The 23,705-nt window shown below is 69.5% G+C and carries 24 protein-coding genes; 7 read left to right on the forward strand and 17 right to left on the reverse strand.

Annotation, left to right across the window (positions count from 1 at the left end):
* Positions 1-4: 4 nt before the first annotated feature.
* From ABD235_RS26430 to ABD235_RS26465, 8 genes are all read right to left on the reverse strand, one after another.
* Positions 5-2,902, reverse strand: a complete 2,898-nt coding sequence (locus ABD235_RS26430) for a DUF4153 domain-containing protein (protein WP_344178877.1) — start codon at positions 2,900-2,902, stop codon at positions 5-7.
* Positions 2,899-3,600, reverse strand: a complete 702-nt coding sequence (locus tag ABD235_RS26435; protein ID WP_344178879.1) for a response regulator transcription factor — start codon at positions 3,598-3,600, stop codon at positions 2,899-2,901. Before ABD235_RS26435 ends, ABD235_RS26430 begins: the two co-directional genes overlap by 4 nt.
* A gap of 149 nt (positions 3,601-3,749) precedes the next feature.
* Complete coding sequence (locus tag ABD235_RS26440; protein WP_344178882.1) at positions 3,750-5,150, reverse strand: hypothetical protein; 1,401 nt, start codon at positions 5,148-5,150, stop codon at positions 3,750-3,752.
* Between the two features lie 22 nt (positions 5,151-5,172).
* A complete protein-coding gene (locus ABD235_RS26445; protein ID WP_344178885.1) occupies positions 5,173-6,051 on the reverse strand; it encodes a MurR/RpiR family transcriptional regulator in 879 nt (292 codons plus the stop codon).
* A 120-nt stretch (positions 6,052-6,171) separates the two neighbouring features.
* Positions 6,172-7,149 (reverse strand): tetratricopeptide repeat protein, encoded by a 978-nt coding sequence (locus ABD235_RS26450; RefSeq protein ID WP_344178887.1) that lies wholly within the window; start codon positions 7,147-7,149, stop codon positions 6,172-6,174.
* Positions 7,150-7,177: 28 nt separating this feature from the next.
* Positions 7,178-8,989 (reverse strand): NAD-binding protein, encoded by a 1,812-nt coding sequence (locus tag ABD235_RS26455; protein ID WP_344178890.1) that lies wholly within the window; start codon positions 8,987-8,989, stop codon positions 7,178-7,180.
* Positions 8,937-10,610 carry a coenzyme B12-dependent isobutyryl-CoA mutase large subunit gene (gene icmA, locus ABD235_RS26460; protein WP_344178892.1) on the reverse strand — a complete coding sequence of 558 codons (1,674 nt, stop codon included), beginning with the start codon at positions 10,608-10,610 and terminating at the stop codon, positions 8,937-8,939. The genes ABD235_RS26455 and icmA overlap by 53 nt, the downstream gene beginning before the upstream one ends.
* A gap of 66 nt (positions 10,611-10,676) precedes the next feature.
* Complete coding sequence (locus ABD235_RS26465; protein WP_344178894.1) at positions 10,677-11,177, reverse strand: MarR family winged helix-turn-helix transcriptional regulator; 501 nt, start codon at positions 11,175-11,177, stop codon at positions 10,677-10,679.
* Between the two features lie 41 nt (positions 11,178-11,218).
* Between ABD235_RS26465 and ABD235_RS26470 the strand changes: the two genes are divergently transcribed.
* From ABD235_RS26470 to ABD235_RS26480, 3 genes are all read left to right on the forward strand, one after another.
* Positions 11,219-11,653 carry a DUF4231 domain-containing protein gene (locus ABD235_RS26470; protein ID WP_344178895.1) on the forward strand — a complete coding sequence of 145 codons (435 nt, stop codon included), beginning with the start codon at positions 11,219-11,221 and terminating at the stop codon, positions 11,651-11,653.
* Between the two features lie 53 nt (positions 11,654-11,706).
* A complete protein-coding gene (locus ABD235_RS26475) occupies positions 11,707-12,453 on the forward strand; it encodes a maleylpyruvate isomerase family mycothiol-dependent enzyme (protein WP_344178897.1) in 747 nt (248 codons plus the stop codon).
* A gap of 219 nt (positions 12,454-12,672) precedes the next feature.
* Positions 12,673-13,125, forward strand: coding sequence for a VOC family protein (locus ABD235_RS26480; protein WP_344178899.1), 453 nt, complete (start codon positions 12,673-12,675; stop codon positions 13,123-13,125).
* A 183-nt stretch (positions 13,126-13,308) separates the two neighbouring features.
* Here the strand turns inward: ABD235_RS26480 and ABD235_RS26485 are convergent, their stop codons facing one another.
* Together ABD235_RS26485 and ABD235_RS26490 are read right to left on the reverse strand one after the other, a co-directional pair.
* Positions 13,309-13,875, reverse strand: coding sequence for a dihydrofolate reductase family protein (locus ABD235_RS26485; RefSeq protein ID WP_344178902.1), 567 nt, complete (start codon positions 13,873-13,875; stop codon positions 13,309-13,311).
* Between the two features lie 33 nt (positions 13,876-13,908).
* Complete coding sequence (locus tag ABD235_RS26490) at positions 13,909-14,592, reverse strand: DinB family protein (protein ID WP_344178903.1); 684 nt, start codon at positions 14,590-14,592, stop codon at positions 13,909-13,911.
* 433 nt (positions 14,593-15,025) lie between these two features.
* On the opposite strand from ABD235_RS26490, the gene ABD235_RS26495 reads away from it, so the two are divergent.
* Positions 15,026-15,586, forward strand: coding sequence for a DUF3592 domain-containing protein (locus tag ABD235_RS26495; protein WP_344178906.1), 561 nt, complete (start codon positions 15,026-15,028; stop codon positions 15,584-15,586).
* A 108-nt stretch (positions 15,587-15,694) separates the two neighbouring features.
* On the opposite strand, the gene ABD235_RS26500 is transcribed toward ABD235_RS26495, so the two are convergent.
* Positions 15,695-16,237 carry a phosphotransferase gene (locus ABD235_RS26500; RefSeq protein ID WP_344178908.1) on the reverse strand — a complete coding sequence of 181 codons (543 nt, stop codon included), beginning with the start codon at positions 16,235-16,237 and terminating at the stop codon, positions 15,695-15,697.
* Between the two features lie 104 nt (positions 16,238-16,341).
* On the opposite strand from ABD235_RS26500, the gene ABD235_RS26505 reads away from it, so the two are divergent.
* Entirely contained in the window at positions 16,342-16,602 is a 261-nt protein-coding gene (locus ABD235_RS26505) for a hypothetical protein (protein ID WP_344178909.1), read from the forward strand.
* 281 nt (positions 16,603-16,883) lie between these two features.
* Here the strand turns inward: ABD235_RS26505 and ABD235_RS26510 are convergent, their stop codons facing one another.
* On the reverse strand, positions 16,884-17,366 hold the full coding sequence (locus ABD235_RS26510) for a MarR family winged helix-turn-helix transcriptional regulator (RefSeq protein WP_344178912.1): 483 nt from the start codon (positions 17,364-17,366) through the stop codon (positions 16,884-16,886).
* Positions 17,367-17,480: 114 nt separating this feature from the next.
* Between ABD235_RS26510 and ABD235_RS26515 the strand changes: the two genes are divergently transcribed.
* Positions 17,481-18,569 carry an epoxide hydrolase family protein gene (locus ABD235_RS26515; protein WP_344178914.1) on the forward strand — a complete coding sequence of 363 codons (1,089 nt, stop codon included), beginning with the start codon at positions 17,481-17,483 and terminating at the stop codon, positions 18,567-18,569.
* A 66-nt stretch (positions 18,570-18,635) separates the two neighbouring features.
* Here the strand turns inward: ABD235_RS26515 and ABD235_RS26520 are convergent, their stop codons facing one another.
* Positions 18,636-19,217, reverse strand: a complete 582-nt coding sequence (locus ABD235_RS26520) for a VapC50 family PIN domain-containing toxin (protein WP_344178916.1) — start codon at positions 19,215-19,217, stop codon at positions 18,636-18,638.
* Between the two features lie 30 nt (positions 19,218-19,247).
* Positions 19,248-19,883 carry a helix-turn-helix domain-containing protein gene (locus ABD235_RS26525; RefSeq protein ID WP_344178918.1) on the reverse strand — a complete coding sequence of 212 codons (636 nt, stop codon included), beginning with the start codon at positions 19,881-19,883 and terminating at the stop codon, positions 19,248-19,250.
* Positions 19,884-20,008: 125 nt separating this feature from the next.
* Here ABD235_RS26525 and ABD235_RS26530 point away from each other — a divergent pair, with 125 nt between their 5' ends.
* Positions 20,009-21,136: a baeRF2 domain-containing protein gene (locus ABD235_RS26530; RefSeq protein WP_344178920.1), complete on the forward strand. Its 1,128-nt coding sequence runs from the start codon at positions 20,009-20,011 to the stop codon at positions 21,134-21,136.
* A gap of 133 nt (positions 21,137-21,269) precedes the next feature.
* Here the strand turns inward: ABD235_RS26530 and ABD235_RS26535 are convergent, their stop codons facing one another.
* The 3 genes from ABD235_RS26535 to ABD235_RS26545 form a co-directional block, all read right to left on the reverse strand.
* A complete protein-coding gene (locus ABD235_RS26535; RefSeq protein WP_344178922.1) occupies positions 21,270-21,920 on the reverse strand; it encodes a dihydrofolate reductase family protein in 651 nt (216 codons plus the stop codon).
* A 139-nt stretch (positions 21,921-22,059) separates the two neighbouring features.
* The gene (locus ABD235_RS26540; protein WP_344178923.1) at positions 22,060-22,788 is read right to left on the reverse strand and encodes a PH domain-containing protein; all 729 of its coding nucleotides are present in this window, start codon (positions 22,786-22,788) and stop codon (positions 22,060-22,062) included.
* 103 nt (positions 22,789-22,891) lie between these two features.
* Positions 22,892-23,050, reverse strand: a complete 159-nt coding sequence (locus ABD235_RS26545) for a hypothetical protein (protein WP_184796222.1) — start codon at positions 23,048-23,050, stop codon at positions 22,892-22,894.
* Positions 23,051-23,705 lie beyond the last annotated feature (655 nt).

Raw genomic sequence — 23,705 nt, forward strand, 5'->3', positions numbered from 1 at the left:
CGGGTCAGCTGCTCCCGCAGGACAGGGGCACGCCTCGGGCGTCGGCGTTCGGGTCGAGCAGGGACTGGGCGCGGTGCCGGCCCAGGTTCCACTCGAGCCAGTCGTCGGTACTGCGTTCGTACTGGCTCAACGCGCAGTCCCGAACGTCGTCCGGCAGCTTCGCCAGCACCGGTACGGCGTCGTCGGACAGGTTGCGCAGGTAGTACCAGTCGACCTTGCCCGTGGTGGTGTAGCGGTCGACGTTGTGCTGGGCGATCCAGGCGTCGGGGTTGATCGCCGCGATCATCAGCAGCAGTCCGGCGCCGCTGAGCAGCGCGGCGCGCGGCAGCCAGCCGGTCTTCTTGATCAGGCCGGACACCATCACACCGATCACCAGCAGACCCAGCCAGCCTTCGAAGACGTCGACCAGCAAGCGCAGTTCGGTGAAGCCGTAGGCCTGCTGGTAGACGTGCATCCGGTACAGCGCGGACGCGACCACGACCAGGGTGAGCAGGCAGAGCAGGCCCAGTGATCCACGCAGCCATGCAACGTCGGCGGGTGTCTCGCGCGGTGCCTTGCGGGCGGCGGCCCAGACGACGAGCAGGGTGAGGGCGGTGGCGACGGTCAGTTGCCCGAAGCCCTGATGGACGTACTCGGCGTACGTGAGGCCGGTGATGCGCTCGAGGTACTCATGACCGCCGAAGATGACCGTGGCCTGGGCGGCGAGGAAGACCAGGAAGACACCGTCGACGAGCAGGACCGGGGCGAGCCATTCGTACCGGCGCGCGACCGGACGCGTCGCGGTGGTGTCGACCTCGACGTTCGGCGGGTTGATGCCGAGGTACGTCGCCGCGAGGACGACGCCGCCGACGGCGACGGTGATGAACGCCCGCAGGACGAACGAGTCGAGCTCGAGGTCGGGGATGATCGCGCCCATCCACTCGCCGAAGACCGCGTCGGCCGAGGAGAACAGGAGCCCGAAGACGAGGACTCCCAGCGCGGACAGTACGACGGTGCGGACCATGGCGGCGCTCGCGCGCAGGCCGCCGACGGCGCGGGCCGAGCGGCCGAGCCACGGCAGACCGCGGAGGCCGGCGAGCGGCCAGGCGATGCCGGCGAGCACGAAGGACGGGACGCTGCGGCCGTTGACCAGGGCCGCCATGCACACTGCGCCGCCGGCCAGGAGACACAGGACGGCGATCCACTCCGCGTCCCGGACGACGACTGTTGCTGCCAGCAACAAGCAGAGCGCGGCGCAGGTCAGCGTGAACCGCGAACGCCGGTTGACACTGAAGCCGAGGACCACTCCCCCGGCCGCCAGCAGGACGACGAACGTCCCCAACCCGAGATCGCGGAACGGCAGGACGATCGCAGCCAGCAGGCCGACCCCCAGGCACCAGAGCACGGCCCGCAGGCTGCCCGGCACCTGCGCGTCGGTCCAGAACTTGCCGAACATCAGGTCCATCCCGGACTCGGGTGGCCGGGGCACACGCGCGGCTGCAGCGGGCCGAGCGATGGTCGCCGTGCGCGACCCGGAGCCCGGCGCAGCAAGCGGCTCGCTCCCCGGTCGGGCAGAGGGCGTGGGGCTGGGCGGTACGGCGGGCGATCCCGGGGAGGTCGCTCCGGCGCCGGGGCGCCCGTCGCTTGCCGCACTGGGCCGTGCCTCGCCTGCGGCGTCCAGGCGCGCGGGCGTGCCGGCCGGCGTCGTACGGGGCGGGGCACCGGACTCGGCCGGCGGCGTACCGCCGGGTGCTGCCTTGCCGTCGGACTCGGCGTTCGGCCTGTCTGGGCTGGTCATCTGTGGCTGTGCCTCTCTCCGTGCGTGGGCGAACGGGCGGGGATGGTTCGGGAGGTCGACGCGGACTCGCGCGCCGGTGCGGGTCGGTTCGGGGTCGACGAAGTGGATCGTTCCGCCGTGCAGGTCGGTGACCCAGCGGGCGATCGCCAGGCCGAGGCCGGTACCGCCGCCGCCGTCGGTCTCCGCGAGCGTGCCGAAGCGCTCGAACACCCGATCGCGGTCCGCGGCGGGGATGCCCGGGCCGTTGTCGGCGACCTCGAGGCGCCAGCCGTCCGGTGCTTGCTGAGCGCTGATCCGGACCTCGCCGCCCACCGGGCTGTGGCGGGACGCGTTGTCCAGCAGGTTGGCGATCAACTGCTGCAGGCGGGCACGGTCGGCCGGGACGGTCAGACCCGCCGGCGTCACACGGACGTCGTACCGGACCTGGCGGCCGGTCACCCGCGCCTCGGCCACGGCGCGGTCGAGCAGTTCCTGGACGGGCACCTGGGTGGTCGTCAGCTTGGCCTTGCCGGCGTCGACGCGCGCCAGGTCGAGCAGGTCGGACGCGAGGGCGGACAGCCGCTCGGCCTGGTCCAGCGCCGTTCTCAGCGCGACGGGGTCGGGCTCGGCCACGCCGTCGACGAGGTTCTCCAGTACGGCGCACAGCGCGGCCAGCGGCGTACGGAGCTCGTGACTCACGTTGGCGACCAGTTCGCGACGCTGGCGGTCGACGGCGGCGAGGTCCTCGGCCATCCGGTTGAAGGCCCGGCCGAGCTCGCCGACCTCGTCGCTGGAGGCGGCGGTGACGCGGACGGAGTAGTCGCCGCGCGCCATCCCGCGCGCCGCGGCGGTCATCTCGCGCAGCGGCGAGGTCATGCCGACGGCCAGCAGCTGGGTCACCGCGAGCGCCAGCGCGACGGTGACGGGGATGCTCAGCCAGACCGGCACGCTGCCCACGGCGCCGACCGCTGCCAGGACGGACGCCAGCGTCGTACTGACCGCGACCAGCAGTCCGAGCTTGGTCTTGACCGAACGCATCTGGTCGAGGGGCGCAGATCGCGGGGCTCGTTCGGCGGGCTGGGACGACGCAGTGTCGGCGAGCTGAGGCGGGATGCGGTCGCCGGGCTTCGACGGGTTCTCGCTCACGTCGTACCGCCTGGCTCGAGGGCGTAGCCGATGCCGTGGACGGTGCGAATGCGGTCGGGGCCGATCTTGGCGCGCAGGGCCTTCACGTGGCTGTCGACCGTGCGGGTGCCGGAGGCGCCGGGCCAGCCCCAGACTTCGGCGTACAGGTTCTCGCGGGTCAGTACGGCGCCCGGGCTGCCGGCCAGGCAGAGCAGCAGGTCGAACTCCGTCGGCGTCAGGTGGATCTCCGCGTCGCCGACCCACACCCGGCGCGCGGCGGCATCGATGCGCAGACCGCCGAGGTCGGGAGTGTCCGCGCGGTTCGCCAGTTCGGCGGCGCGCTCGACGCGGCGCAGCAGGGCTTGGACGCGGGCGACCAGTTCGCGCATCCGGAACGGCTTGGTCAGGTAGTCGTCCGCGCCGACGCCGAGCCCGATCAGGATGTCGGCCTCGTCGTCGCGGGCGGTCAGCATCAGCACCGGGACCGGACGCGCCGCCTGGATCCGGCGGCACACCTCGTGACCGTCGAATCCGGGCAGCATCACGTCCAGCACCACGAGATCGGGCTCGGCCGCCGCGAACTCCGTCACCGCACCGGGCCCGTCCCAGGCCTGGACGACGTCGTACCCCGATCCCCGCAGCCGGTCGGCGACCGCCTGGTTGATGACCGGCTCGTCCTCGACGACGAGGATCCTCGCGCCCGTTCCGTTGACTGGCATGCTGCGAGCCTAGGAGGCGGACTGGTCAGGAACCGGGGACGACTCGTGAAGGTTCTGTGCAGGTCCGCGGATCGCGACCTTGTGCACCGCTCAGCCGGGAATCCGCGCTCGGCGCGGCCGGCCGGTGCACAAGGCGCGGTCTGCGGGGGCTAGCGGACGTGGAGGTGGAGGAGTTGGGCACCGCCCGCGGGAAGGTTCACCGGGAGGCCGGCACCGCGGTTGGCGCCGAACTTGGCCGTCACCGGGTGGAAGACGTCGACGCCGGTCACCTTGGCGGGGTTGAACGTGAGCGTCGTCCGGGCCGCCGTCGAGTGGGAGCGGTTGGCGACCAGGAGCCAGCGGTCGGTGGACGCCGCGTCCCGGGAGCGGAACGTGCCGATCACCGTGGGCTGGCCGGTGACCGACGTGACGAGGTCGGTCGGGGTGAAACCGACGGTGCTGTTCGGCAGCGGAGTCTCGTTGGCGTGGACGACGGACTCCGAGACCAGCGGCTTCAGCTGGCGGCCGACCGGGTGCAGCCAGGAGTTGTTGATGTTCTTCGCGGCGGTGTACCGCGGTGTGCGCTTGCCGTCGACGGTGATCAGCGCGGGGCCGAAGCCCTCGCCGCGGGCGGCTTCCGGTGTCCAGTACGTGAAGTACTGGATGCCCTTGGCGCCGTACGCGAGGCTGATGTTGATCTGCCAGAGCAGCTCGGCGGCGGTCGGCTCGCGGTGACCGTTGTAGGCGAGGGTCTGGATGAAGACCCACGCCGGCACGTTGCCGCGCAGCGCGGCGTCGCGGACGATCGCCCAGTTGTGGAAGTAGTTGCCGTCCTCGCGACCGTCCGAGAGCAGCGGATACCGGTCGAAGGAGACCAGCGACGGCTTCACGACGTCGACGAACGCGTTGTAGTACGCCGGGTCGTCGGACGGGAACAGGTTGATGTACGGCAGCAGTTGCGGGGCGAGCTCGCGGGAGATCGTGACCGCCTTGGCCAGCGTGCCGAACCAGCCGGGGCCGGGTTCGTCGTACAGGTTGAATCCGGCGAGCGAGGAGTACGGCCCGTACGCGTCGCGGGCGCGGGTGTAGAGCTCGCGGGCCTCGGCGGGCGTCACGCTCAGGTTGTCGGTGGGCTGGTCGGAGATCGAGAACCAGCGGGACATGTTGCGGATCTGGATGTCGTCGGAGATCAGCATCTTCAGGCCGGCGGTCCGGGCCAGGTCGAGCTGGTACTGGAAGATGTTGCCGTCGCCGGCGTAGTTGCCGGAGATGACGAAGTCGAAGCCGGCCTCGGCGATCTCGGTGAAGCGCCGGGCGGTGCTCTCGTACGGGTGCGGCGGCCAGAAGAGGCCGATCGGGAAGTCGGGGCCGCCGGTCAGGGGCAAGTCGTCCGGCGACAGGACCGCTATGTTGTCGGCGGCAACCACTTGGGATGCTGCGGCTTGCGCGGCGGTTGCTGCGGCCGAGGCGGGCACGGCCTGCGCGGCGGTGGCCGCCGCGGCGGCTGCGGCGCCCGCACCCAGGAGCAGGGTGCGGCGGCTCGGTCCTAGTTTCTGGTGGGGGCTCTGCATGGTTCCTCCAGGGCGGTGGAGCTCAGCGATGGGGTGTGCGGTGGTCGGCGACCGCTTCGGCGGTGCGGTCGAAGGCTTGGGTGGAGCGCTCGTGGTCGCGCTGGGCGACGCCCAGGTAGAGCGCGTCGAGCACGATCATCTGCGCGTGCCGGCCGGCCATCCCGCCGGTGCGGAAGGTGATGTCGCGCGCGGCGGTGACCAGCACGAGGTCCGCGGCCAGCGCCAGCGGCGACCGCGGGTAGTTGGTGACGGCAACGGTCGTCGCGCCCAGGGCGCGGGCCCGGCGCAACGGTTCCAGCACCTCGTTGGTCTCGCCGGTATGGGAGATGCCGAGGGCAACATCTGCGGGACCGAGCAGGGCCGCGCTGGTCAGCGCGTTGTGCACATCGCTCCAGCCGCAGGCGACGTGCCCGATCCGGTGCAGACGCAGCCGCAGGTCCTCGGCGACGGACGCCGATCCGCCCACGGCGTACAAGTCGATGCGCCGGGCATCGACCAGAGCGGAGACCGCCCGCTCGAGCACCGAGACGTCGAGCTGGGCGACGGTGTCCTCGAGCGCCTTGGTGTCGGACCGCAGCAGAGTCCGCAGTACGTCGGCCAACGTGTCGTCGGGGCTGACCTCGGTCCCGGTCCCCCGCTCCCAACTGGTGCGACCGCCTTCGGCCGCGAGGGCGAGCCGAAGCTCGGCGTACCCGCCGAGACCGAGGGCGAGGCAGAAGCGGGTGACGCTCGGCAGCGACGTACCGCAGCGGGACGCCAGTTCACCGATGGTGGACGACGCGACCGCTGCCGGATCCCGCAGGACCTCCTGGGCGACCAGTGTCTGGGCCGGGCTGAGCGACGGCAGGAGCCCGCGGATGCGCGCCTCCAGGCTGGAGGGCGGCGACTCGGCGGCGGACATGTGAATGATTCTCAGAAGCCGCGCGGCGGACTGTCAATAGTTCACACCTGATGGTGTCCGGATGTGGACAGCAAACAGCGGGTGGTGCCCGAGGCACCACCCGCTGCGTCGTGCGTCAGCTCAGAACAGCGCGGTCATCAGCTGTCGGCGCGCGCGGATCACCCGCTCGTCGTCACCGCCGACCACCTCGAACAGCTCCAGCAGGTGCAGGCGCACGGTGTTGCGCTCGTCGCCGGCGGTCGCCTGGATGGTCCGGATCAGCCGCGCGAACGCATCCTCGACGTGCCCGCCCATCAGGTCCACGTCGGCGACCAGCATCTGCGCCTCGACGTCCTCGGGGTTCTCCGCCGCCCGCGTCCGCACCTCGGCCGGTACGTCGCGCGTCCGCTTCACCAGCTGGACCCGCGCGAGCCCGGCCTTCGCCTCGGCATCGGCCGGCGCCTCCTTCAGCAAGGCCTCGTACGCCGCGATCGCGCCGTCCAGGTCACCGGCTGCGACAGCGTCCTCGGCCGCCTCGTACCGCGGATCCGACTGAGGCTCCGCGGCCTCGTCACCGGCAGCGGCCGGGCCGACCGGCTCGGCGCGACCGGTGATGCCGTTGGCCACCGCGACCGTGAACAGCTGGTCGAGGTACTGCCGGGCCTCGGGCTCGCCCAGCGCACCCTGGAACAGCGGCACTACCTGGCCGCGCAGCACCGCGATCACCAGCGGGATGCTCTGCACGCCGACCGCCTGGGCCAGCTGCGGGTTCGCGTCGACGTCGACGCGGGCGAGCACGAACTTGCCGTCGTACTCGGTCGAGAGCCGGGCCAGCACCGGGCTCAGCGCCACCGACGCCTCGGAGCGCGGCGACCAGAACTCGACCACCACGGGGTGCTGGACGGACCGCTCGATCACGTCCGACTGGAAGGTCGGCTCCGACACGTTCAGCACGTACGGGTCGGTCACGCCGCCAGGACCACCAGGTCCGGCCGGGCCGCCAGGGCCGGGTCCGCCGGGGCCACCGGCGCCCGGGCCCGCGCCGCCGGGACGCGCGGGCGGCTGCCGCAGGGACGACAGGTCGATCGCTCCAGGTCGGGAGAAGTTCGGCTGACTCACCGCTGCCCTCCGGTCACTACGTCTCGGTTCATGGTCCTATCCTCCCCGACCGGTCAGGTCGGTGTGGTGCGCGGGTCACCAGCAGCAGTCTGGCCAGCCCGCTCCGGGTCCCTGCGACGGCCAGCCGGGTGCCCGCTCCCAGCGGCCGGCCGAAGGCCGGCGACCAGTCCCAGTCGACCCCGTCGGCCCGGGCCAGCACCCGCAGCCCGCCCGGCTCGTCCAGCTCGCCGAGCCGTCGGCCGACCGCGACCGAGTCCCGCTCGACGGTCACCTCGGTCAGCAGCAGCACCCGGCGTCCGGCCGGTACGGTCGTCTGGCTGCGCCGGTTCGCGACCGCGGCCGCGATGGCCGGCGCGACCAGCATCGACACCGACCGGCTGTGCCCGAGCCCCAGCATCCGCTCGACCTTGTGGGCCAGGTCGTGGTCGAACATCCGCATCGTGATCCGGACGTCGTCGTTCAGGTCCCGGACCACCATCGCGGTCTCCAGGTTGGTGATGTCGCCGTCGGTCAGCGCCAGCACGGCCTGCGCCTGCGGGGCACCGGCCAGCCGCAGCGTCTCCTCCTGGCTGCTGTCGCCCATCACGACCGGGATCCGCAGCCGATGAGCCGTCTGTATGCCGGGCGCCTCCTCGTCCTGCTCGACGCCGACCACCGCGACACCGCGCTCGGACAGGATCTCCAGCACCCGTGCGCCGACCGTCCCGAGCCCGCAGACGATCACATGATTGCGTGGCCGGCCCCGGACCCCGCCGATCACCCGCGACAACCGCGCCCCGATCAGCGAGTCGACGATCACCGCGGTCAGCAACGCGACCAGCACGATCCCGGTCAGCTGCACCACCACCGCCGCCACCTTCGCGTACGGCGGGGCGTCGGCGAACACGTCGTCCTCGATCCCGGCCGACGTCACCGCCCCCATCACCAGGTACAGCGCCCGCAGCCACTCCACACCCGTGATCCAGTGCGTGAGCGCCGTACCGATCACCACGAGCGAAGCCATCACCGCCGCGATCACCCGGACCCGCCGGTCCAGCACGTCCCGCGTCGCCATCACCCAGCCGGTACGCCGTACGTCCCGCTTGCGGCGCAGGTGGTGGACCCCGGTGCCGAGCACGATGTCCCCGGCCGGATCGTCGCTGGACTGCGGCAGCAGGTCGGGCGTCGCCGAGGAGGTCGTGTCGGCCAGCACCGTGACCTTCTCGCGGATCAGGTCCGCCGGACCGGCCACCATCCGGCGGCCGCCGAGCTCGAGCCAGGTCAGCTCGTCGTCCTCCAGCGCGTCCGCGACGAACGCGGGCGCGGCCAGCGACGGGCCGGAGATCACCACGCAGTCGCCGAGCAGCTGGTGCAGCTGGGCGCCGATCCGCGGATTGACCATCTGGACGACGATCCGCAGGTTCTCGTCCATGTCGCGCGCGGTCAGCGCGGTGTGCACGTTGTGGACGTCGTCGGCGTCGAGCAGCACCAGCGCCCGCGCGGCCGACGGCTTGGTCCCGTCGGTGTCGATCCCGGCCCGGCGCAGTACGGACTCGCGGACCACGCGCACACCCATCACCTGCGCGCCGAGCTCACCGATCCGCTCGATGTGCCGCGACGCCGGGTTGACGATCGCCGTGACCTGCTCGCCGGAGCTGACCAGCTCGGTGACGACGCGCAGCATCGTGCGGTCGGACCCGCAGACCACGACACCCCGGCTGTCCGGGGTCTGGGCCTGCTTGTCGGCCTGGGTGGAGGCACGGCCCCGCCGGCGTCCTGTGGACGGCGGGACCTCTGCGACGGTCTCCTCAGAAGCGGGCGGGCTCTCGGTACTCGCCCCACTCGATCCGAAGAACGTCACAGATCTCCCCCATCGTGGCCTCCGCACGCGCCGCCTCCAGCATGGGTTCGATCAGGCTGCCGGTCCCCCTTGCCGCATCGACCAGCGCCGTCAGGGTACGACGCACCCGGTCCTCGTCGCGTTGCGCCTTGCGCGCCGCGAGCACCCGGCACTGCTCGACCTCGACCTCGTGGCTGACCCGGAGGATCTCCAGCTCGCCGGAGACGGTGTCGGTCAGCGTGTTCACGCCGACGATCTTCTTCTCGCCCTTCTCGAGCTTCTGCTGGTACTCGAAGGCGGCGTCGGCGATCTCGGCCATGAACCAGCCCTCCTCGATCCCGTGCAGGATCCCGGCCGTCATCGTGCCGTCGGGGCTCATCTCCTTGATCCGCGCGAAGATCGCCTCGGCCTCGGCCTCGATCTGGTCGGTCAGCGCCTCGACGTACCAGGAACCGCCCAGCGGGTCCGCGACGTTGGTGACGCCGATCTCCTCCATCAGCACCGACTGGGTGCGCAGCGCGATCTCGGCCGACTCCTCGGTCGGCAGCGCCAGCGTCTCGTCGAGCGCGTTGGTGTGCAGCGAGTTGGTCCCGCCGAGGATCGCGGCCAGCGCCTCGACCGCGGTCCGGACGACGTTCAGGTGCGGCTGCTGGGCGGTCAGCGAGACGCCCGCGGTCTGGGTGTGGAACCGCAGCCACTGCGCCTTGTCGGTCTTCGCGCCGTACACGTCCCGCAGCCAGCGGGCCCAGATCCGGCGGCCGGCCCGGAACTTCGCGATCTCCTCGAAGAAGTCCAGGTGGCTGTCGAAGAAGAACGACAGGCCGGGCGCGAACACGTCGACGTCGAGCCCGCGGGACAGCCCCAGCTCGACGTACCCGAAACCGTCGGCCAGCGTGTAAGCCAGCTCCTGCGCGGCGGTCGAACCGGCCTCGCGGATGTGGTACCCGGACACGCTGAGCGGCTTGTACGCCGGGATGTTGGCGGCGCAGTACTCCATCAGGTCGCCGATCAGGCGCAGGTGCGGCTCCGGCGGGAACAGCCACTCCTTCTGGGCGATGTACTCCTTGAAGATGTCGGTCTGCAGCGTGCCGTTGAGCTTGGTGATGTCGGCGCCCTGACGCTCGGCGGCGACCAGGTACATCACGAACGCCGGGACGGCCGGGCCGGAGATCGTCATCGAGGTGGTGACGTCCTGCAGCGGGATGTCCTTGAACAGCCGGTCCATGTCGGTCGCGGAGTCGATCGCCACGCCGCAGTGGCCGACCTCGCCGAGCGACTTCGGGTCGTCGGAGTCGCGGCCCATCAGCGTCGGCATGTCGAACGCGACCGAGAGGCCGCCACCGCCGCCGTTCAGGATCATCTTGTACCGGGCGTTGGTGTCCTCGGCGTTGCCGAACCCGGCGAACTGCCGGATCGTCCAGGTCCGGCCGCGGTACCCGGTCGCGTACAGGCCTCGGGTGAACGGGAACTCCCCCGGCCAGCCGATCCGCTCCATCCGCGGGTCGTCGTACCCCTGCGGCGGGCCGTAGACCGGCTCGACCACACTGCCGGACAGGGTGGTGAAATCGGCCTCCCGGCGCCGCGAAGCGTCGTACCGCGCCTGCCACCGGCTCCGGCCGGCCTCGATCTGCTCAGCGTCCATGGGGACAAAATACTAGGACGTCCAACTATTTCCCAGTGCGGGGCGGTGTCTCGGAATTTTCGTGCCTCAGAAGTCGCCCGCGTTGTGGCGCAGCGGCTCGAGGACGGACCACAGCACCTTGAGCTGCTCGTCGGTCAGCCCGCGCAGCGCGAAGTCGGCCTTGACCAGGTCGTCCGTGGCCTTCTCGACCAGTTCGCGGCCCTCGGGGGTGATCTCGCAGAGCACCGCGCGGCCGTCGTCCGGGTGCGGCGTGCGGGTGACCAGACCGGCCGCTTCCAGCCGCCGTACGATCGACGTCACCGAGGTCGGGTGGACCTGCAGGCGCTCCCCCATCTTGCCCAGCGGCAGCGACCCGCGGCGCGAGAAGGTGAGCAGCACCAGCGCCTCGAACCGGGCGAAACTCAGGTTGTGCTTGCGCAGGATCTCGTCCAGCTCACCGATCACGATCTGCTGGGCCCGCATCAGCGAGGTCACCGCCCGCATCTGCTCCACCGCTCCCCAGCGCCGCCCCCACTGCCGCGAAGCCTCGTCGATCGGGTCGAACGGCAACGGTTTCTTCCTCGCCATGCACGAAACACTAACCGCCCCCAGCCTCTACTGTGCTGACCATGGACCCCGACTTCCCCGCCCTGGGCACCGAGTCGCCGGCGGAAGAGCTGATCGGTATTCGGTTCCGGTGGTACGCGCAGCAGGCTCAGCGTCATCGGCTGGCCTACATCTGGCTCGGCATCGTGCAACTCGCCGCGGCTCTGCTGATCGCGGTCTCGGTCGCCTTCGATGCACCGGTGTGGTTCGCGCCTTCGTTGGGCGGGGTGATCGCGCTGGCCGAGGGGGCGCGGACGCTGTTCGGACTGCGGGACACCTACCCGACGTACCGGCGGACGGCGGAAGAGCTGCGCAACGAGGCCTGGCTGTACGCCGGGCGCGCGGGCCGGTACGCCGGCGTCGACGATGCTTCCCGGCTGCTGGCCGAGCGGGTCGTCGAGCTGAGCAACGCGGAGACGGCCGGATGGGCGTCGGCGGTCCGTGAACGGAATGCGTGAAGCTTCGCTCACTGGGGGCTGGAAGTGTCGGCGGAACCTGCCATGCTCTGCGAATGTCGTTGCCGCCCGAACGTGCTGCCTTCTATCTCGACTGCCTTCGGGCAGACTCCGCGCGACTGGCTGAGGTCGCCAAGCTCGGCCTGACCGCCGACGTTCCGCCGCGCCCCGGCTGGACCGTCGAGTCGGTCGTCCGGCACACGGCGACGGTCTACCTGCACAAGATCGAGGTCCTCCGCCTCGGCCGCCTGCCCGACCCGTGGCCGCCGAACCTCGACGACCGTGAACCGCTGGCCCTGTACGACGAAGCCCGCGCCGCACTCCTGAACGCCCTGGCCCAGGCCGGCACCTCGCTGGAGACCTGGACGTTCTCCCCGTCGGACAAGACCTCGGGTTTCTGGTACCGCCGCATGGCCCTCGAAACAGCTGTCCACCGCGTCGACCTCGAGCTGGCCCACAACGTCGCCACACCGATCGACCGGACCCTCGCCCTGGACGGCATCGACGAGGTCCTCTCGCTGATGCTCGGCGGGCCGTGGTGGGCCGAAGGCGACACCTCGTCGCCCGTCGACGCGACGGTCCGCGTCACGGCCGACGGCCACTCGTGGACCGCCCAGGCCGACGCCACCAGCGCCACCGTTACCCGCGACACCGACGCCGAGGTCGCCGCCGAGATCTTCGGCGACCCCACCGACGTCCTGCTGTGGCTCTGGGGCCGCCGCGACACCAGCGCGGTCCAAACTGCCGGCTCTCCTGAAGCGGTCAAAGCCTTCCGAGCCCGAGTCGCCGAGTGCACCACCTGACGCGGGCCGTCGCGTTCACCACCTGGCGCCGCGTTGGCGAGCTCACCACCTGACGCCGCGCTGTCGGGCCCACCACCTGACGCGGGCTATCGCATTCACCGCCTGACGCCGCGCTCACCACCTGAAGCGCGCCACCGAGCTCGCGGCCCCGCGGCCTCCGCCGCGCACCGACCCCAAATCCGGTCGACGCTCCGCGGGCGGCATTCGTACGGTGTCCGCATGGGTCTGCGCATCGGTGCACTGGTCGTCGACTCCGTCGATCCCGGCCGGCTGGCCAGGTTCTGGGCGAAGGCGCTGGACTGGGTGATCAGCCAGGACACCGATCCCGAGTGGATCGTCGAGCCCCCCGAGGGCAGCCGCGAGGACTGCGTGGTGGCCGACCTGCTCTTCATCAAGGTCCCCGAACCGCGCGCAGGCAAGAACCGACTGCAGCTCGACCTACGCCCCGAGGACCAGGCCGCCGAGGTCGAACGCCTGGAGGCCCTCGGCGCCACCCGAGCCGACGTGGGCCAGGGCAACGACCGTCCGTGGACAGTGATGGCCGACCCAGAAGGCAACGAGTTCTGCGTCCAGGCCGCGCACCCGCCCGCAGTACGCGCCGACTGGCTCCGACGGTACGAGGCGTATCAGCCCTCCGACGGCACAAGCACCGCAACCTCGGCATCAGCCTGATCACCCTCGCCCGGCCGACAGCCGCCGCCTTCGCCACTCGCTCGAGGACCTACGGCGGCGGATCGAGGACGCCGCCGCGTACCTCGCGGCCAATCCTCACCTCGCACACCCGCCTCGCCCCGCCCGCCGCCGTGCGGCACCACCCTCTGCCGGGACGTCCATGTGCCGAGGACGTCCCCGTTTTCAGCCGTGAAGTGCCGGCCGGTAGACGAGCTCCTGGATGTTGCCGTCGAGCGTCCGGCTCTCCAGCAGTTCGAGGTCGAAGTCCCTGACCCCGCGGAAGATCGGCTCCGCGCCGGTCTTTCCCGTGATCACCGGGAAGATGGTCAGCTGAATCCGATCGACCAGACCGGCGTCCAGCAGCGACCGATTGAGCGACAGGCTGCCGTTCGAACGCAGCGGAACCGGCGACTCCTCCTTGAGCCGAGCGACGACCTCGACGGCGTCGCCGTGCTCGACCGTGGCATCCGGCCAGTCCAGCGGCCCCTCGAGCGTCGTCGCCACGACCGTGGTCGGCAGGCTCACCATCCGGGCATTGACGGGGTCCAGCTCGATCGACCCCAGCACCTCCGCCATCTGCCGGTAGGTGTTGGCCCCGAGCACCATCCGCTGCTCCTCGCCGTACAGCGCGAGCCTGCGATCGAGAAACTCCGGCCCCTGCTTGCCCCAGTACCCACCCCAGTCGCCGTCGTCGTACGAGGCGAAGCCGTCCAGCGTGGAGAAGATGTCGAACGTGTACGTCGCGGTCATCCGGTCTCCTTGTCTGCGGTGCGTTCACCCCCTCTACGAACGCTCCGCCGAGGATCCGACACCCTCCAGCACAGCAAGATCCCGTACGGCGTACCGGTGATGCTCGGCCTCTTCCTTCAGGATCACCTTCAGGCACCGCCGTACGACGTAGTCCTGCTCCGGGTACGGATCGGCAGGCTTGCGTCCACAGACCCGGTCGAGCTCGGCGTCGGTGAGCGCGGCGACGGTCCGCCGCATCACGTCCATCCGGGCGCGCCGCGCCGTCAGCACCTCGTCGAGCGACGGCGTCGCGTCGATCGTCAGCCCGAGCTTCGCGGTCTCCTCGGCCGGCATCCCACCGGCCGTGAAGCCCAGCGGGTGGTACGGCGCGGTCTCCTCGAGCACCGCGTTGCCGAGCCACGCATCGCTGCAGAACAGCAGGTGCCGATGCGTCTCGACGAACGACCACTCGCCGTCGACCCGCTCATGCAAGGTTGCCTCAGGCAACTTACGAGCCCGCTCCAGCGTCCCGGCCCACAGCCCCTCCATCACCTCCCATGCAGCTCGGTAGTCGTCGGCACTCTGCACCTCCCGCGCCACCACCCGCGCCGGATGCTGCCGATCGAGCTCGCTCTCGACGTACGCCGTCACGTCGACGTCGTTCACCACCAGCCGCTCGAACGCACCACCGACGTAGACGTCGCTGCCGTAGCAGTCGACGATCTTCAACCCGTCCACCTCACAATCCCGAATCTCGAGCCCGGCAAGGTCCGACAGATGAATCCGCCCACCCCGAAACTGATCACTCATCACAAACTCAGCACCCATGCACGCAGTCTGTCCCACGCCTAGGACAATTTCGCGTCACGAGCCATGACCGGCGCCGGATCTCATCGCCGAAGCCCCTGGGCCACGGCCCGCGCCGTACACGGTCAGCTTGCAGTCCTAATCGGCGTTCTGCCTCCGGCGACGCAGGACGTGACGGCTCTTCCCGACCACGGCAAGGCCACCCCGGCCAACGGAATCGCGTTCGCTACCGTGGTCGCCCACCCCCTCTCACCGACCGGGACCGCAGGGGTGCTCGAACCGACAAGAGCGAAGCCCGGCGACGACTATGATCTGCCGCGGCTCCGCGCTTCCGGCGTACACCCTCTGATCCTGGGGAGTGATTGTGGGAACGAACGTCGACTGGCCCGGCCGGGGCCCGACCTGGCTCGGTGTGCCGGCGTTGGTGGTCGCGCTGGTCGGCGTCTTGATGCTTGCGGAGGTTTCACACCGCGAGGGGTTCACCAAGGACCTGCTGGCGAACGGAACCGAGACCGTCGCGTCATCGGTGCAGGTGTCTGTCGGCCGCGGCGGCATCAGCAATCCGGTGGTCGTCTTCCGCACAACCGACGGCCGCGAGATCAGGACCGAACTCTCCGACGCCGAGGTGAACGACGACGAGGGCATGCCGGACGGCCAGCAGACGCCGGCGGCGGGGACGAGGTACGCGCCGCCTCTGAAGATCGTCTACCGGCCGTCGGACCCGACGGTCGCGCTGGCGCTCGTCGATGCCGGCGAGTGGGTCGCAGACCAGCACACGGCACGCCGAGGCAGGTGGATGATCACCGGCGGTCTCGCGGTGACCCTGATCGCCCTAGCCGGCCTGACCCGAGGCGCCCGAAGACGAGGCCTCGCATGGTGGCAGTGGTACACCGCCGCACCGCCCCCACCACAAGCGCCCCGATAACCGCCGACAGCTCGCCGCGCTGGTCGGCAGTCCGGATGGGAAAGACGATCTTCCGCGGAGGCTGCTCAGGTCGTACGACGCGACCGGCGCTTGCCGTGACGCAGCCGACTACTCCAGAAGGTTGAGGAGCCGTTCGGCCTGAAGCTCGGCGGTCCCCGGCGGATTGCGGTGAGCTGATGGGCCGCCTGGCCGGATGAGGGTGAGCCAGAACGCCGCGTACAAGCGTCGGGCGCTCAGCAGTCGCTCGGCATCCACTTGGTACTGCGCGAGAAAGCCGCTCCAATCGGCGCCCCGCGAGGCCAGGTGCTCCACGAGGTTGGCCAACTCGACGGCGAGATCGGCTCGCCCGGCATCCTCGAAGTCGATGATCCGTACGCGCTCGCCGTCCCAGAGGTAGTTCGCCAGATTCGGATCCCCGTGACCGATGACGACGTCCCGCCGCTCCACCAGCTCATCCGCCGCCGGCCCGGCCAGCCACTCAGCCGCAGCAGCGTGGGCCTCGCCGATCACTCCTTCACCGTCCCAGGACGAAACCGCCCGCCTGACCCGCGCCACAAAGCCGCCGAAGTCGATCGACTCAAGCCCCTCCGCCGGAACCGACCACAGCGCATCCAGCGCCACCTGCAGCCCAGCCAGCTGCTCGGCCGACAAACACCCACCCAGGGGCCACCCCACAACCCGACTCATCACAACCGAAGGCCCCACTCCGAACGGCGTCGAGCCCGGTCCCGGTCCACGCCCCGGCCCCGATCCCGGTGCCGCTCCAGGTCCCGGCCCGGATCCCGATCCAGGCCCCGACCCCGATCCAGGCCCCGCCCCGGATCCCGATCCAGGCCCCGACCCCGATCCCGGCCCCGATCCCGATCCCGATCCAGGTCCCGATCCAGGTCCCGATCCAGGTCCCGATCCAGGTCCCGATCCCGATCCAGGTCCCGATCCAGGTCCCGATCCAGGTCCCGATCCCGATCCAGGTCCCGATCCAGGTCCCGGTCCCGGTCCCGGTCCCGCAAGCCTGATCGGTCTGGGCACCAGATCCGGCTCGGCGGCGGAGATCACCTGTAGTGCGGCCCATTCCCGCAGGTGCTCGTCCCGGCTCCAGTCGACGTACGTCTTGGTGACGACCTCACCGCGGATCTCCACCTGATGCGTGTGGCTCATCGTGCTCCTTCCGCGTGATCAACTCCGCGCTGAAGCTCGGCCGCGCTCAGCTCGGCGTTGGGGCTCGGGCCTGGGGCTCAGCTCGCCGTCGGGGGTCGGGCCTGGGGCTCAGCTCGGCGTCAGGGCTCGGGCTTGGGGCTCAGCGCCACGAGCCTTCGGACTCGCCTGCTCGTTGGTCATGGTGGGCTTGAAGTCTGGTCAGCAATCCGGTCAGCTTGCGGCGGTCTGCCTGCGACAGCGGGGCCAGGAGTTCATCCTGGCACTCGGCCAGGCGCTCCTCGAGCACCCGCAGCCGGCGCTTTCCCGCCGCGGTCAGCGAGATGACATTGCGGCGCCGATCGCTCGGATCCGGCGTGCGCTCGACGAAGGACTCCTCGGCCAGCTCGTTGAGCGTCGCCACCATGTCGCTCAGGTGGATCCCGCTCCGGCGGCCCAGTTCGGCCTGGCTCGCCGGGCCGAACTCCTCCAGGGTCGCCAGCAGCCGGTAGTGGTACCCGCGAGCGCCTACCGACGAAAAGGCCTCCGTCAGCAGCCGATGCGAGTGGGCGGCAGTCTGCGACAGCAACCAGCTGGGCAGCTTCATCCAGCCAGGGACTGCCTTCTCAGACGACGAGTTCTCCATCCCTGCACTCTAGCGAATCGTTAGTCACCCCAACGATCATGCTATCGTTTGGCTGCCGAACGTTAGTCGCACTAACGTTTATAGAGCCAACGATCCCCCAGGAGCCGACCGACCATGATCAAGCCCTTCCGCATCGACATCCCCCAGTCCGACCTCGACGACCTCAACGATCGCCTGGCCCGCACCCGCTGGCCGAACGAAGTCGCCGACGCCGGCTGGGACTACGGCTTTCCGCTGGCCCGCCTTCAAGAGCTCGCCGACCACTGGCGCACCACCTACGACTGGCGCAAGCACGAGGCCGAACTCAACGAGCTCCCCCACTTCACCACCGAGATCGAAGGCCAGAACATCCACTTCGTGCACGTCCGCTCCGCCAAGCCGGACGCCGGCGCGCTGATCCTCACCCACGGCTGGCCCGGTTCCTTTCTCGAGTTCCTGGACCTGATCGAGCCGCTGTCGAAGGACTTCCATCTCGTCATCCCGTCCATCCCCGGCTACGGCTTCTCCGGCCCCACCCACGAACGCGGCTGGGACGTCGTCCGGGTCGCCACCGCCTGGGCCGAACTCATGCACCGCCTCGGCTATGACCAGTACGGCGCTCAAGGCGGCGACTTCGGTGCCGGCATCTCCCTGGCCCTGGGCGCAGCAGCCCCCGACCACGTCGTCGGCGTACACGTGAACTACCTCCCCACCCGCCCCGACCCAGACGCCAACCTCACCCTCTCCCCCAGCGACGAGGCCCGCCTGGACAAGATCAAGCACCTGATGGCGAACCGCCCGCCGTACCAGGCCCTGCAGGCCGCCACCCCGCAGACCATCGGCTACGCCCTCACCGACTCCCCCGTCGCCCAACTCGCTTGGATCGCCGAACGCTTCGCCCACTGGACCGACCCCAGCACCCCGGTCCACGACGACCGCATCCTCACCAACGTCTCCCTCTACTGGCTCACCGCCACAGCAGCGTCCGCGGCCCGCCTCCACCACGACGCCCCACGCCGCATCGAGCCCTGCCCCGTGCCCGTCGGCGTCGCAGTCCTCCCCCACGACATCACCCAGTCAGTCCGCCCCCTGGCCGAACGCCTCTACGACATCCAGCACTGGTCAGAACTCCCCCAAGGCGGCCACTTCGCCGCCCTGGAAGTCCCGGCCCTGCTCGCCAAGGACATCCGAACGTTCTTCCTCAACCACCAGGCCGACAGCTAACACCGCGAGCCACTAGGGCTTGTAGCCGCCGAGACCGATGTCGGGGTGTCGAGGTCCACGGCTCCCTCAAGCGCCCGCGAGCTTCTCTCCGAGTTGCAGACCGAAGCGACGAAGATGCTGGCCGTTGGCCATGTACGCCGCCAACTCAGCTGGGGTCTTCCGCGGGTGCTTCATCCGGTTGGACATTCCTTCGACAGCTTCCAGCACCAGATCGGGCACGGCAGCCATGCGTTCCAGCATGAATCGATCCGGCTTCAGCACGGCGAGCCCTGCCGGCCGGGACGCCACCGGGAAGTCCCGCGTGTTGTCGGTTACCAGATGAGTCGCCTCGGCACCGACCGAGACAGCGAGGACGTGACGGTCTTTCTGGTGACACGTCATGTCGGAAACGAGCGGAATCCACAGTTCGCTCGGTACACACGCGTCAGGAAACGCCCGACGCATCTGAGCCACGGTGTGCTTCACGGCAGCGGTCGCCTCTTGCTCGGACAGCTGCGACCGTTCGATCAGCAGCTTCACCGAGTTCCGTCGCACCTCGTCGAGGATCTCGTCCTGCCAGACAGGTCGAAATACCGACTCGTGGGCGCACGAGAGCAAGAGGTCGCGAACACCCGGCGGAATCAACACACACGCATCAAGAGCGGCCACTGGCCGCTCCGGTCGGACAGATGGCATCGGTCAGAAGTCCGCCGGATCGTAGCCGCTGCTGGGAACGATGGCCGTCAGCGCTTGCTCACGTTCCACGCGGTGACGCTGGTCGTACTCCTGAACGTCGGAGAGGAGAAACCGATGACGATTCCCTACCCGCTTGTGCGGAAGCTTGCCTTCGCGGGCGAGCTTGACGACGTACGGCCGAGACACGTTCAGCAGATCAGCGACCTCTTGACTGGTGAGCTCTGTGTCGCGCGCGTCACCGAGAAGCAAGCTGACCGAGCCGGAATTGAGCGCGGCGATGATCTGACGCATGGCTGCGAGCGTCTCGCCGCCGACCCTCAGGCTCGATTCGCCTTCGACAATGGTGATCTCCCCGCCTCCGGCGATGATCATTTCGAGTTCCCGAAGCCGGTCGCGCGGAGGTGATGTGATCGGCATGAGCAGCGCACCTCGCCGGCTGCCATCTGCAGCCCCAGCGCTGATCAGCTTGTCGTGACCGGATTTCTGAGCTGGCTTCCCACGGCGTCTCGGACGAGCCGGCACCGCTGCAACAGGCTCCGTGACGGCGTCGGGGCTCGAACCATGCCTGCGCGCTCCAGATCCGGCGACCTTCTTCGTCCTCACCTTCGGCACAGCACTGCCGCTCTTCTTCGTCGCCACGATGCCTCCTCTCTGCTTCAGTCTATCCGAAACAGCCGAAACGAGAGTTGGCTGACGAGAGCTGTGCGCCTGCGGATTTTGAAGCGGCACGTGCTGCCGTCGGAAGAAGCCGCAGGAGCGGACGAATGCACCCGTTGAAGGGTGTTTTCGGGCACACAAGATGGGTACCCGAAATCATGGATGCCAGCAGACTGAGCACAGTTTTTCAGGCCGATGGGCCGTTTGCGACGGTCACTCTGGACGTGAGCCACGACAGTGAGTCGGGGGCGCACGAGCACGAGCTGCGGGTACGGGCGGCTGGTGAGCAGCTTGTCGAGCAGGGTGCGGACGGGGCTGTTGTCGAGGCGGTGACTGCGCGGCTGAGTGAGTTGGTGGATGAGCCGGCTCCGGTGACGCGGACCGTTGTTGCGAACGCGGGTGGTGTGGTGTTCGACGAGGTCGTGCATCAGCGGATCGACGCGACCGCGGTGCACTGGGGACCGTTGCCGGATTTGTCGCGGTGGGTGGAGGCTGCCGAGCGGAACGTTCGGTTCGCACTGGCGCTGGTCGACCACGAAGGTGGCGACGTTGCCGTGTATCAGTCCGACGTACCGGAGCCCGAGAGCGAGACCTCAGCCGGGGGCGAGACGACGCATGTTCACAAGGTGCCGGTGGGTGGATGGTCGGCGCTGCGGTACCAGCATGAGACCGAGAACGTTTGGAGTCGCAACGCGGATGCGGTCGCCGACGAGCTTGATTCCGTGATCAAGTCCGGGGTTCCGCTGGTGCTGTTGGCCGGGGATCCGCGGTCGGTGGCCCAGGTGGAGAACCGGCTGAGTAATCAGCGCGCGACCGTCGTACGGCTGGAGAGCGGGGGTCGGGCGGAGGACGGCGGTGACGAAGCGCAGCAGCAGGCGATTCGTGAGGCGTTGCTGGAGTACACGGTGGCTCGCCGGCTTGAACTGAGTCACGATCTGAAGGACCGCCTCGGGCAGGACAACGCGGTGGCGACCGGGGCACGTGACATCGCCGATGCCTTTGTGAAGGGGCAGGTGGACACGTTGCTGGTCGATCCGGGGGCGGCGCGTGAGGTGGAGCTGTTCGTGCGCGATCATCCCGGGTTCGATGTCGGCGACGTACCGGCGGACCAGCCGCTGCGCGCTGATCAGGCACTCGTCGCCGCCGCGGCGCGGACTGGTGCGAACATCGTTGTGATGCCTCGCAGTTCGCTGGGTGGCGCACCTGCCGCGGCGCTGTTGCGCTGGAACGGCTGACACAACCGAGCGCGTCCTCGCCTGCGGGCCGGCGAGGACGCGCTCGGCTCTACTTCCGCCAGGGACGCGGATCGGCGACGACGCGTCGGTCCTACCTACGCCTAGACCGCGGATCGGCAACGATGGGTCGGTCCTACTTCCGCCAGAACAGGTGGTGCGTGACGCCGCTGGGGCTGGGGACGACATCCCGGTGGTAGCGGTCGAGGAGGTCGTCGGGTGAGTTCCACAGCCGTACGCCGGAGCCGTACTCGACCGGTGCGACCGCGATGTGCAGGGTGTCGATGAGGTCGGCAGCCAGGAACTGGCGGATGGTGCTGACGCCGCCGCCGAGTCGGACGTCCTTGCCCTGTGCGGCTTCTCGCGCTTGATCCAGCACCTCGGCGGGGTCGCCGGCGACGAAGTGGAACGTGGTGTCGGACAGCGTGTACGACGGCCGCGGGTGGTGGGTCATCACGAACACCGGCGTACGGAACGGCGGCTCGTCGCCCCACCAGCCGCGCCAGTCCTCGTTCTCCCACGGGCCGCGCTGGGGGCCGAACTTGTTGCGGCCCATGATCTCGGCGCCGATGTTGTGGGTGAAGTCGCGGGTCAGGTAGTCGTCGAGACCGCGACTGCCGCCGGGCTCGGTGCGGTTGGGCCAGCTCGCGGTCGCGCCGGCCCAGCCGAACAGCCGCTCGGCGCCCGGCAGGCCGAACGGGCTCTCGAGGCTTTGGGCCTCGCTCGCCCCGGCGGCGATCCCGTCGCTCGAGACGTTGAAGTTCTGGACCTTCAGCAGCTGCGACACGTGTTCCTCCTGTGGTGAAGCATGAGTTCGTCACCATCAGGTCGGAGCCGGTCGCCGGGTCTTGACCTGGGTCAGGAAGAAAAGTCAGGCGCGCCGCGTGAGTACGCCGTACGAACTGGTCGCCGGTACGCCGTACGAGCTAGTCGTCGCGATCCTGGTCGGTCCAGTTGGCTTGCTCGCTGTTGAAGATGGACTTGGAGCTGCTGCTGGCCACCCGGGTGGACGACGAAGCAGCGGGCGCCTGGCGCGGGATGGTCGTGGTGATTTCTTGGGCCGTGTCCATCCCGATCGGACCGGTACCGTCGTCGTCGGTGTCGTCGTCGTCGGACTGCACGACGTCCACGCTCGCGGAGGCCCGCAGGCCGGTGCGCTGGATGACGCGCTGGATGGTCAGGTCACGGTCGTCGGGCCGGCTGACGAACCTGATCTCGCGGAAGCCCTGGTCCTGCGCGGCCGACTCGAAGACGAAGTGCCCGTACCCGAGGAACCGGCCGACGATCGGTTTCTGCAGGGTGATGTCGAGAATTCGCGCGATCGGGGTCGTCGCGACGGTCTGCGAGAACACGCCGCGGATGCGCATCACGCGCATGTTGGTGACGACGAACCGATCCCGGTGCTCGGTGAGGAAACGCCAGAAGGCGTGCATGAGCAGGATCAGCACGATCGCCAGCAACGCGATCGACGCGTTGCCCGGCGTCTTCCACAGCAGGACGACCAGCAGCACCGTCGCCAGCGCGATCTCCAGCATCGGCACCGCGAACACCACCCAGTGGTGCCGCACCTCGTCGATGACGACTTCGCCCTCGTCCGAGATGAGATGGCGCCGGACCTTCGGGTCGAAGATCCGGAACAGGCCTATTCCGGCCATCCACTCACTCCCCTGTCCACCCCGCTGTCGGCCCCTCGGCCACGATCCCTACACCCAAGTGTCCCGCACGATCCGTCGTGACGGGACACTTGGCTGCGCAGGATCAGTTGAACAGCGCGGACAGGAACGTGATCACGCTCCCGAACGCATCACCGACGGCCGAGAACGCACCTCCTACGGCGTCCGCAGCACCCTCTGGCTGGGTGAACAGGTAGAACGCCGCAAAGGCGATGACCAGCCAGATCAGCAGCTTCTTCGGCATGTCACCACTCCTCGTTCGCAACCAATTCGGTCGACTGTGTTTCTATCACGGATAGTCACCATCTGTCACTGACTGAACACAGCCCACAGCATCATGCTCACCAGCTACAAGTCCCATTGTGTTACGGATCGGGGGGCATGGCAGCCACCGGCGCGCCGCCGTGAGACGCACATCGCTCACCGCCTGGAAGCGCCGGGTTACCTGCCCGTATTCGGATCTATCCAACCACATGCCTCCGACACTGTGACACAGCGTCATCAGATGTCGCAGTGGCGGGATGGTGTGGATAACTTCGGTCCGGTTGAGAGGTGCGCTTGTACCCTCAACACGGAAGGAAGCAGGGGCGGTGGCAGGCGGTCGCAGGTCGGGGATGTGGTCGGCCGGTCGCCGCTTTGCTGGCGCACTCGCGCAGCTCAGCGTCGGCCCCAGGCGCGGGGCCGACGGCTAATGGAGCGTCGGCGCTCCGGCAGGTGCGGACGGGTGGGCGACGCTCGGAGACCGCTCGTCGACTGCTGCGGCGGCCGGGCCCGGCGATGGCCTCGAAGCGCGGCAAGGACTGCGGCGTGCGCGGCGTCAGGACGGCGTATCGCGGGTGCCTGTGGCGTACGGCGGGTGCGTGGTGGCCGTTGACTGGAGCACGGAGATCAGCTCGCCG

It is taken from the genome of Kribbella lupini (assembly GCF_039529595.1).
GTDB classification, from domain to species: Bacteria; Actinomycetota; Actinomycetes; order Propionibacteriales; family Kribbellaceae; genus Kribbella; species Kribbella lupini.

Bases quoted from the DNA above. Each gene is read 5' to 3' on its own strand.
- ABD235_RS26475 (WP_344178897.1), top strand. From the start codon at position 11,707: ATGTCGTTGCCGCCCGAACGTGCTGCCTTCTATCTCGACTGCCTTCGG.
- ABD235_RS26435 (WP_344178879.1), bottom strand. From the start codon at position 3,600: ATGCCAGTCAACGGAACGGGCGCGAGGATCCTCGTCGTCGAGGACGAG.
- ABD235_RS26515 (WP_344178914.1), top strand. From the start codon at position 17,481: ATGATCAAGCCCTTCCGCATCGACATCCCCCAGTCCGACCTCGACGAC.
- ABD235_RS26540 (WP_344178923.1), bottom strand. From the start codon at position 22,788: ATGGCCGGAATAGGCCTGTTCCGGATCTTCGACCCGAAGGTCCGGCGC.
- ABD235_RS26485 (WP_344178902.1), bottom strand. From the start codon at position 13,875: ATGACCGCGACGTACACGTTCGACATCTTCTCCACGCTGGACGGCTTC.
- ABD235_RS26440 (WP_344178882.1), bottom strand. From the start codon at position 5,150: ATGCAGAGCCCCCACCAGAAACTAGGACCGAGCCGCCGCACCCTGCTC.
- ABD235_RS26510 (WP_344178912.1), bottom strand. From the start codon at position 17,366: ATGGAGAACTCGTCGTCTGAGAAGGCAGTCCCTGGCTGGATGAAGCTG.
- ABD235_RS26465 (WP_344178894.1), bottom strand. From the start codon at position 11,177: ATGGCGAGGAAGAAACCGTTGCCGTTCGACCCGATCGACGAGGCTTCG.
- ABD235_RS26445 (WP_344178885.1), bottom strand. From the start codon at position 6,051: ATGTCCGCCGCCGAGTCGCCGCCCTCCAGCCTGGAGGCGCGCATCCGC.
- ABD235_RS26470 (WP_344178895.1), top strand. From the start codon at position 11,219: ATGGACCCCGACTTCCCCGCCCTGGGCACCGAGTCGCCGGCGGAAGAG.
- ABD235_RS26480 (WP_344178899.1), top strand. From the start codon at position 12,673: ATGGGTCTGCGCATCGGTGCACTGGTCGTCGACTCCGTCGATCCCGGC.
- icmA (WP_344178892.1), bottom strand. From the start codon at position 10,610: ATGGACGCTGAGCAGATCGAGGCCGGCCGGAGCCGGTGGCAGGCGCGG.
- ABD235_RS26545 (WP_184796222.1), bottom strand. From the start codon at position 23,050: ATGCCGAAGAAGCTGCTGATCTGGCTGGTCATCGCCTTTGCGGCGTTC.
- ABD235_RS26530 (WP_344178920.1), top strand. From the start codon at position 20,009: ATGCACCCGTTGAAGGGTGTTTTCGGGCACACAAGATGGGTACCCGAA.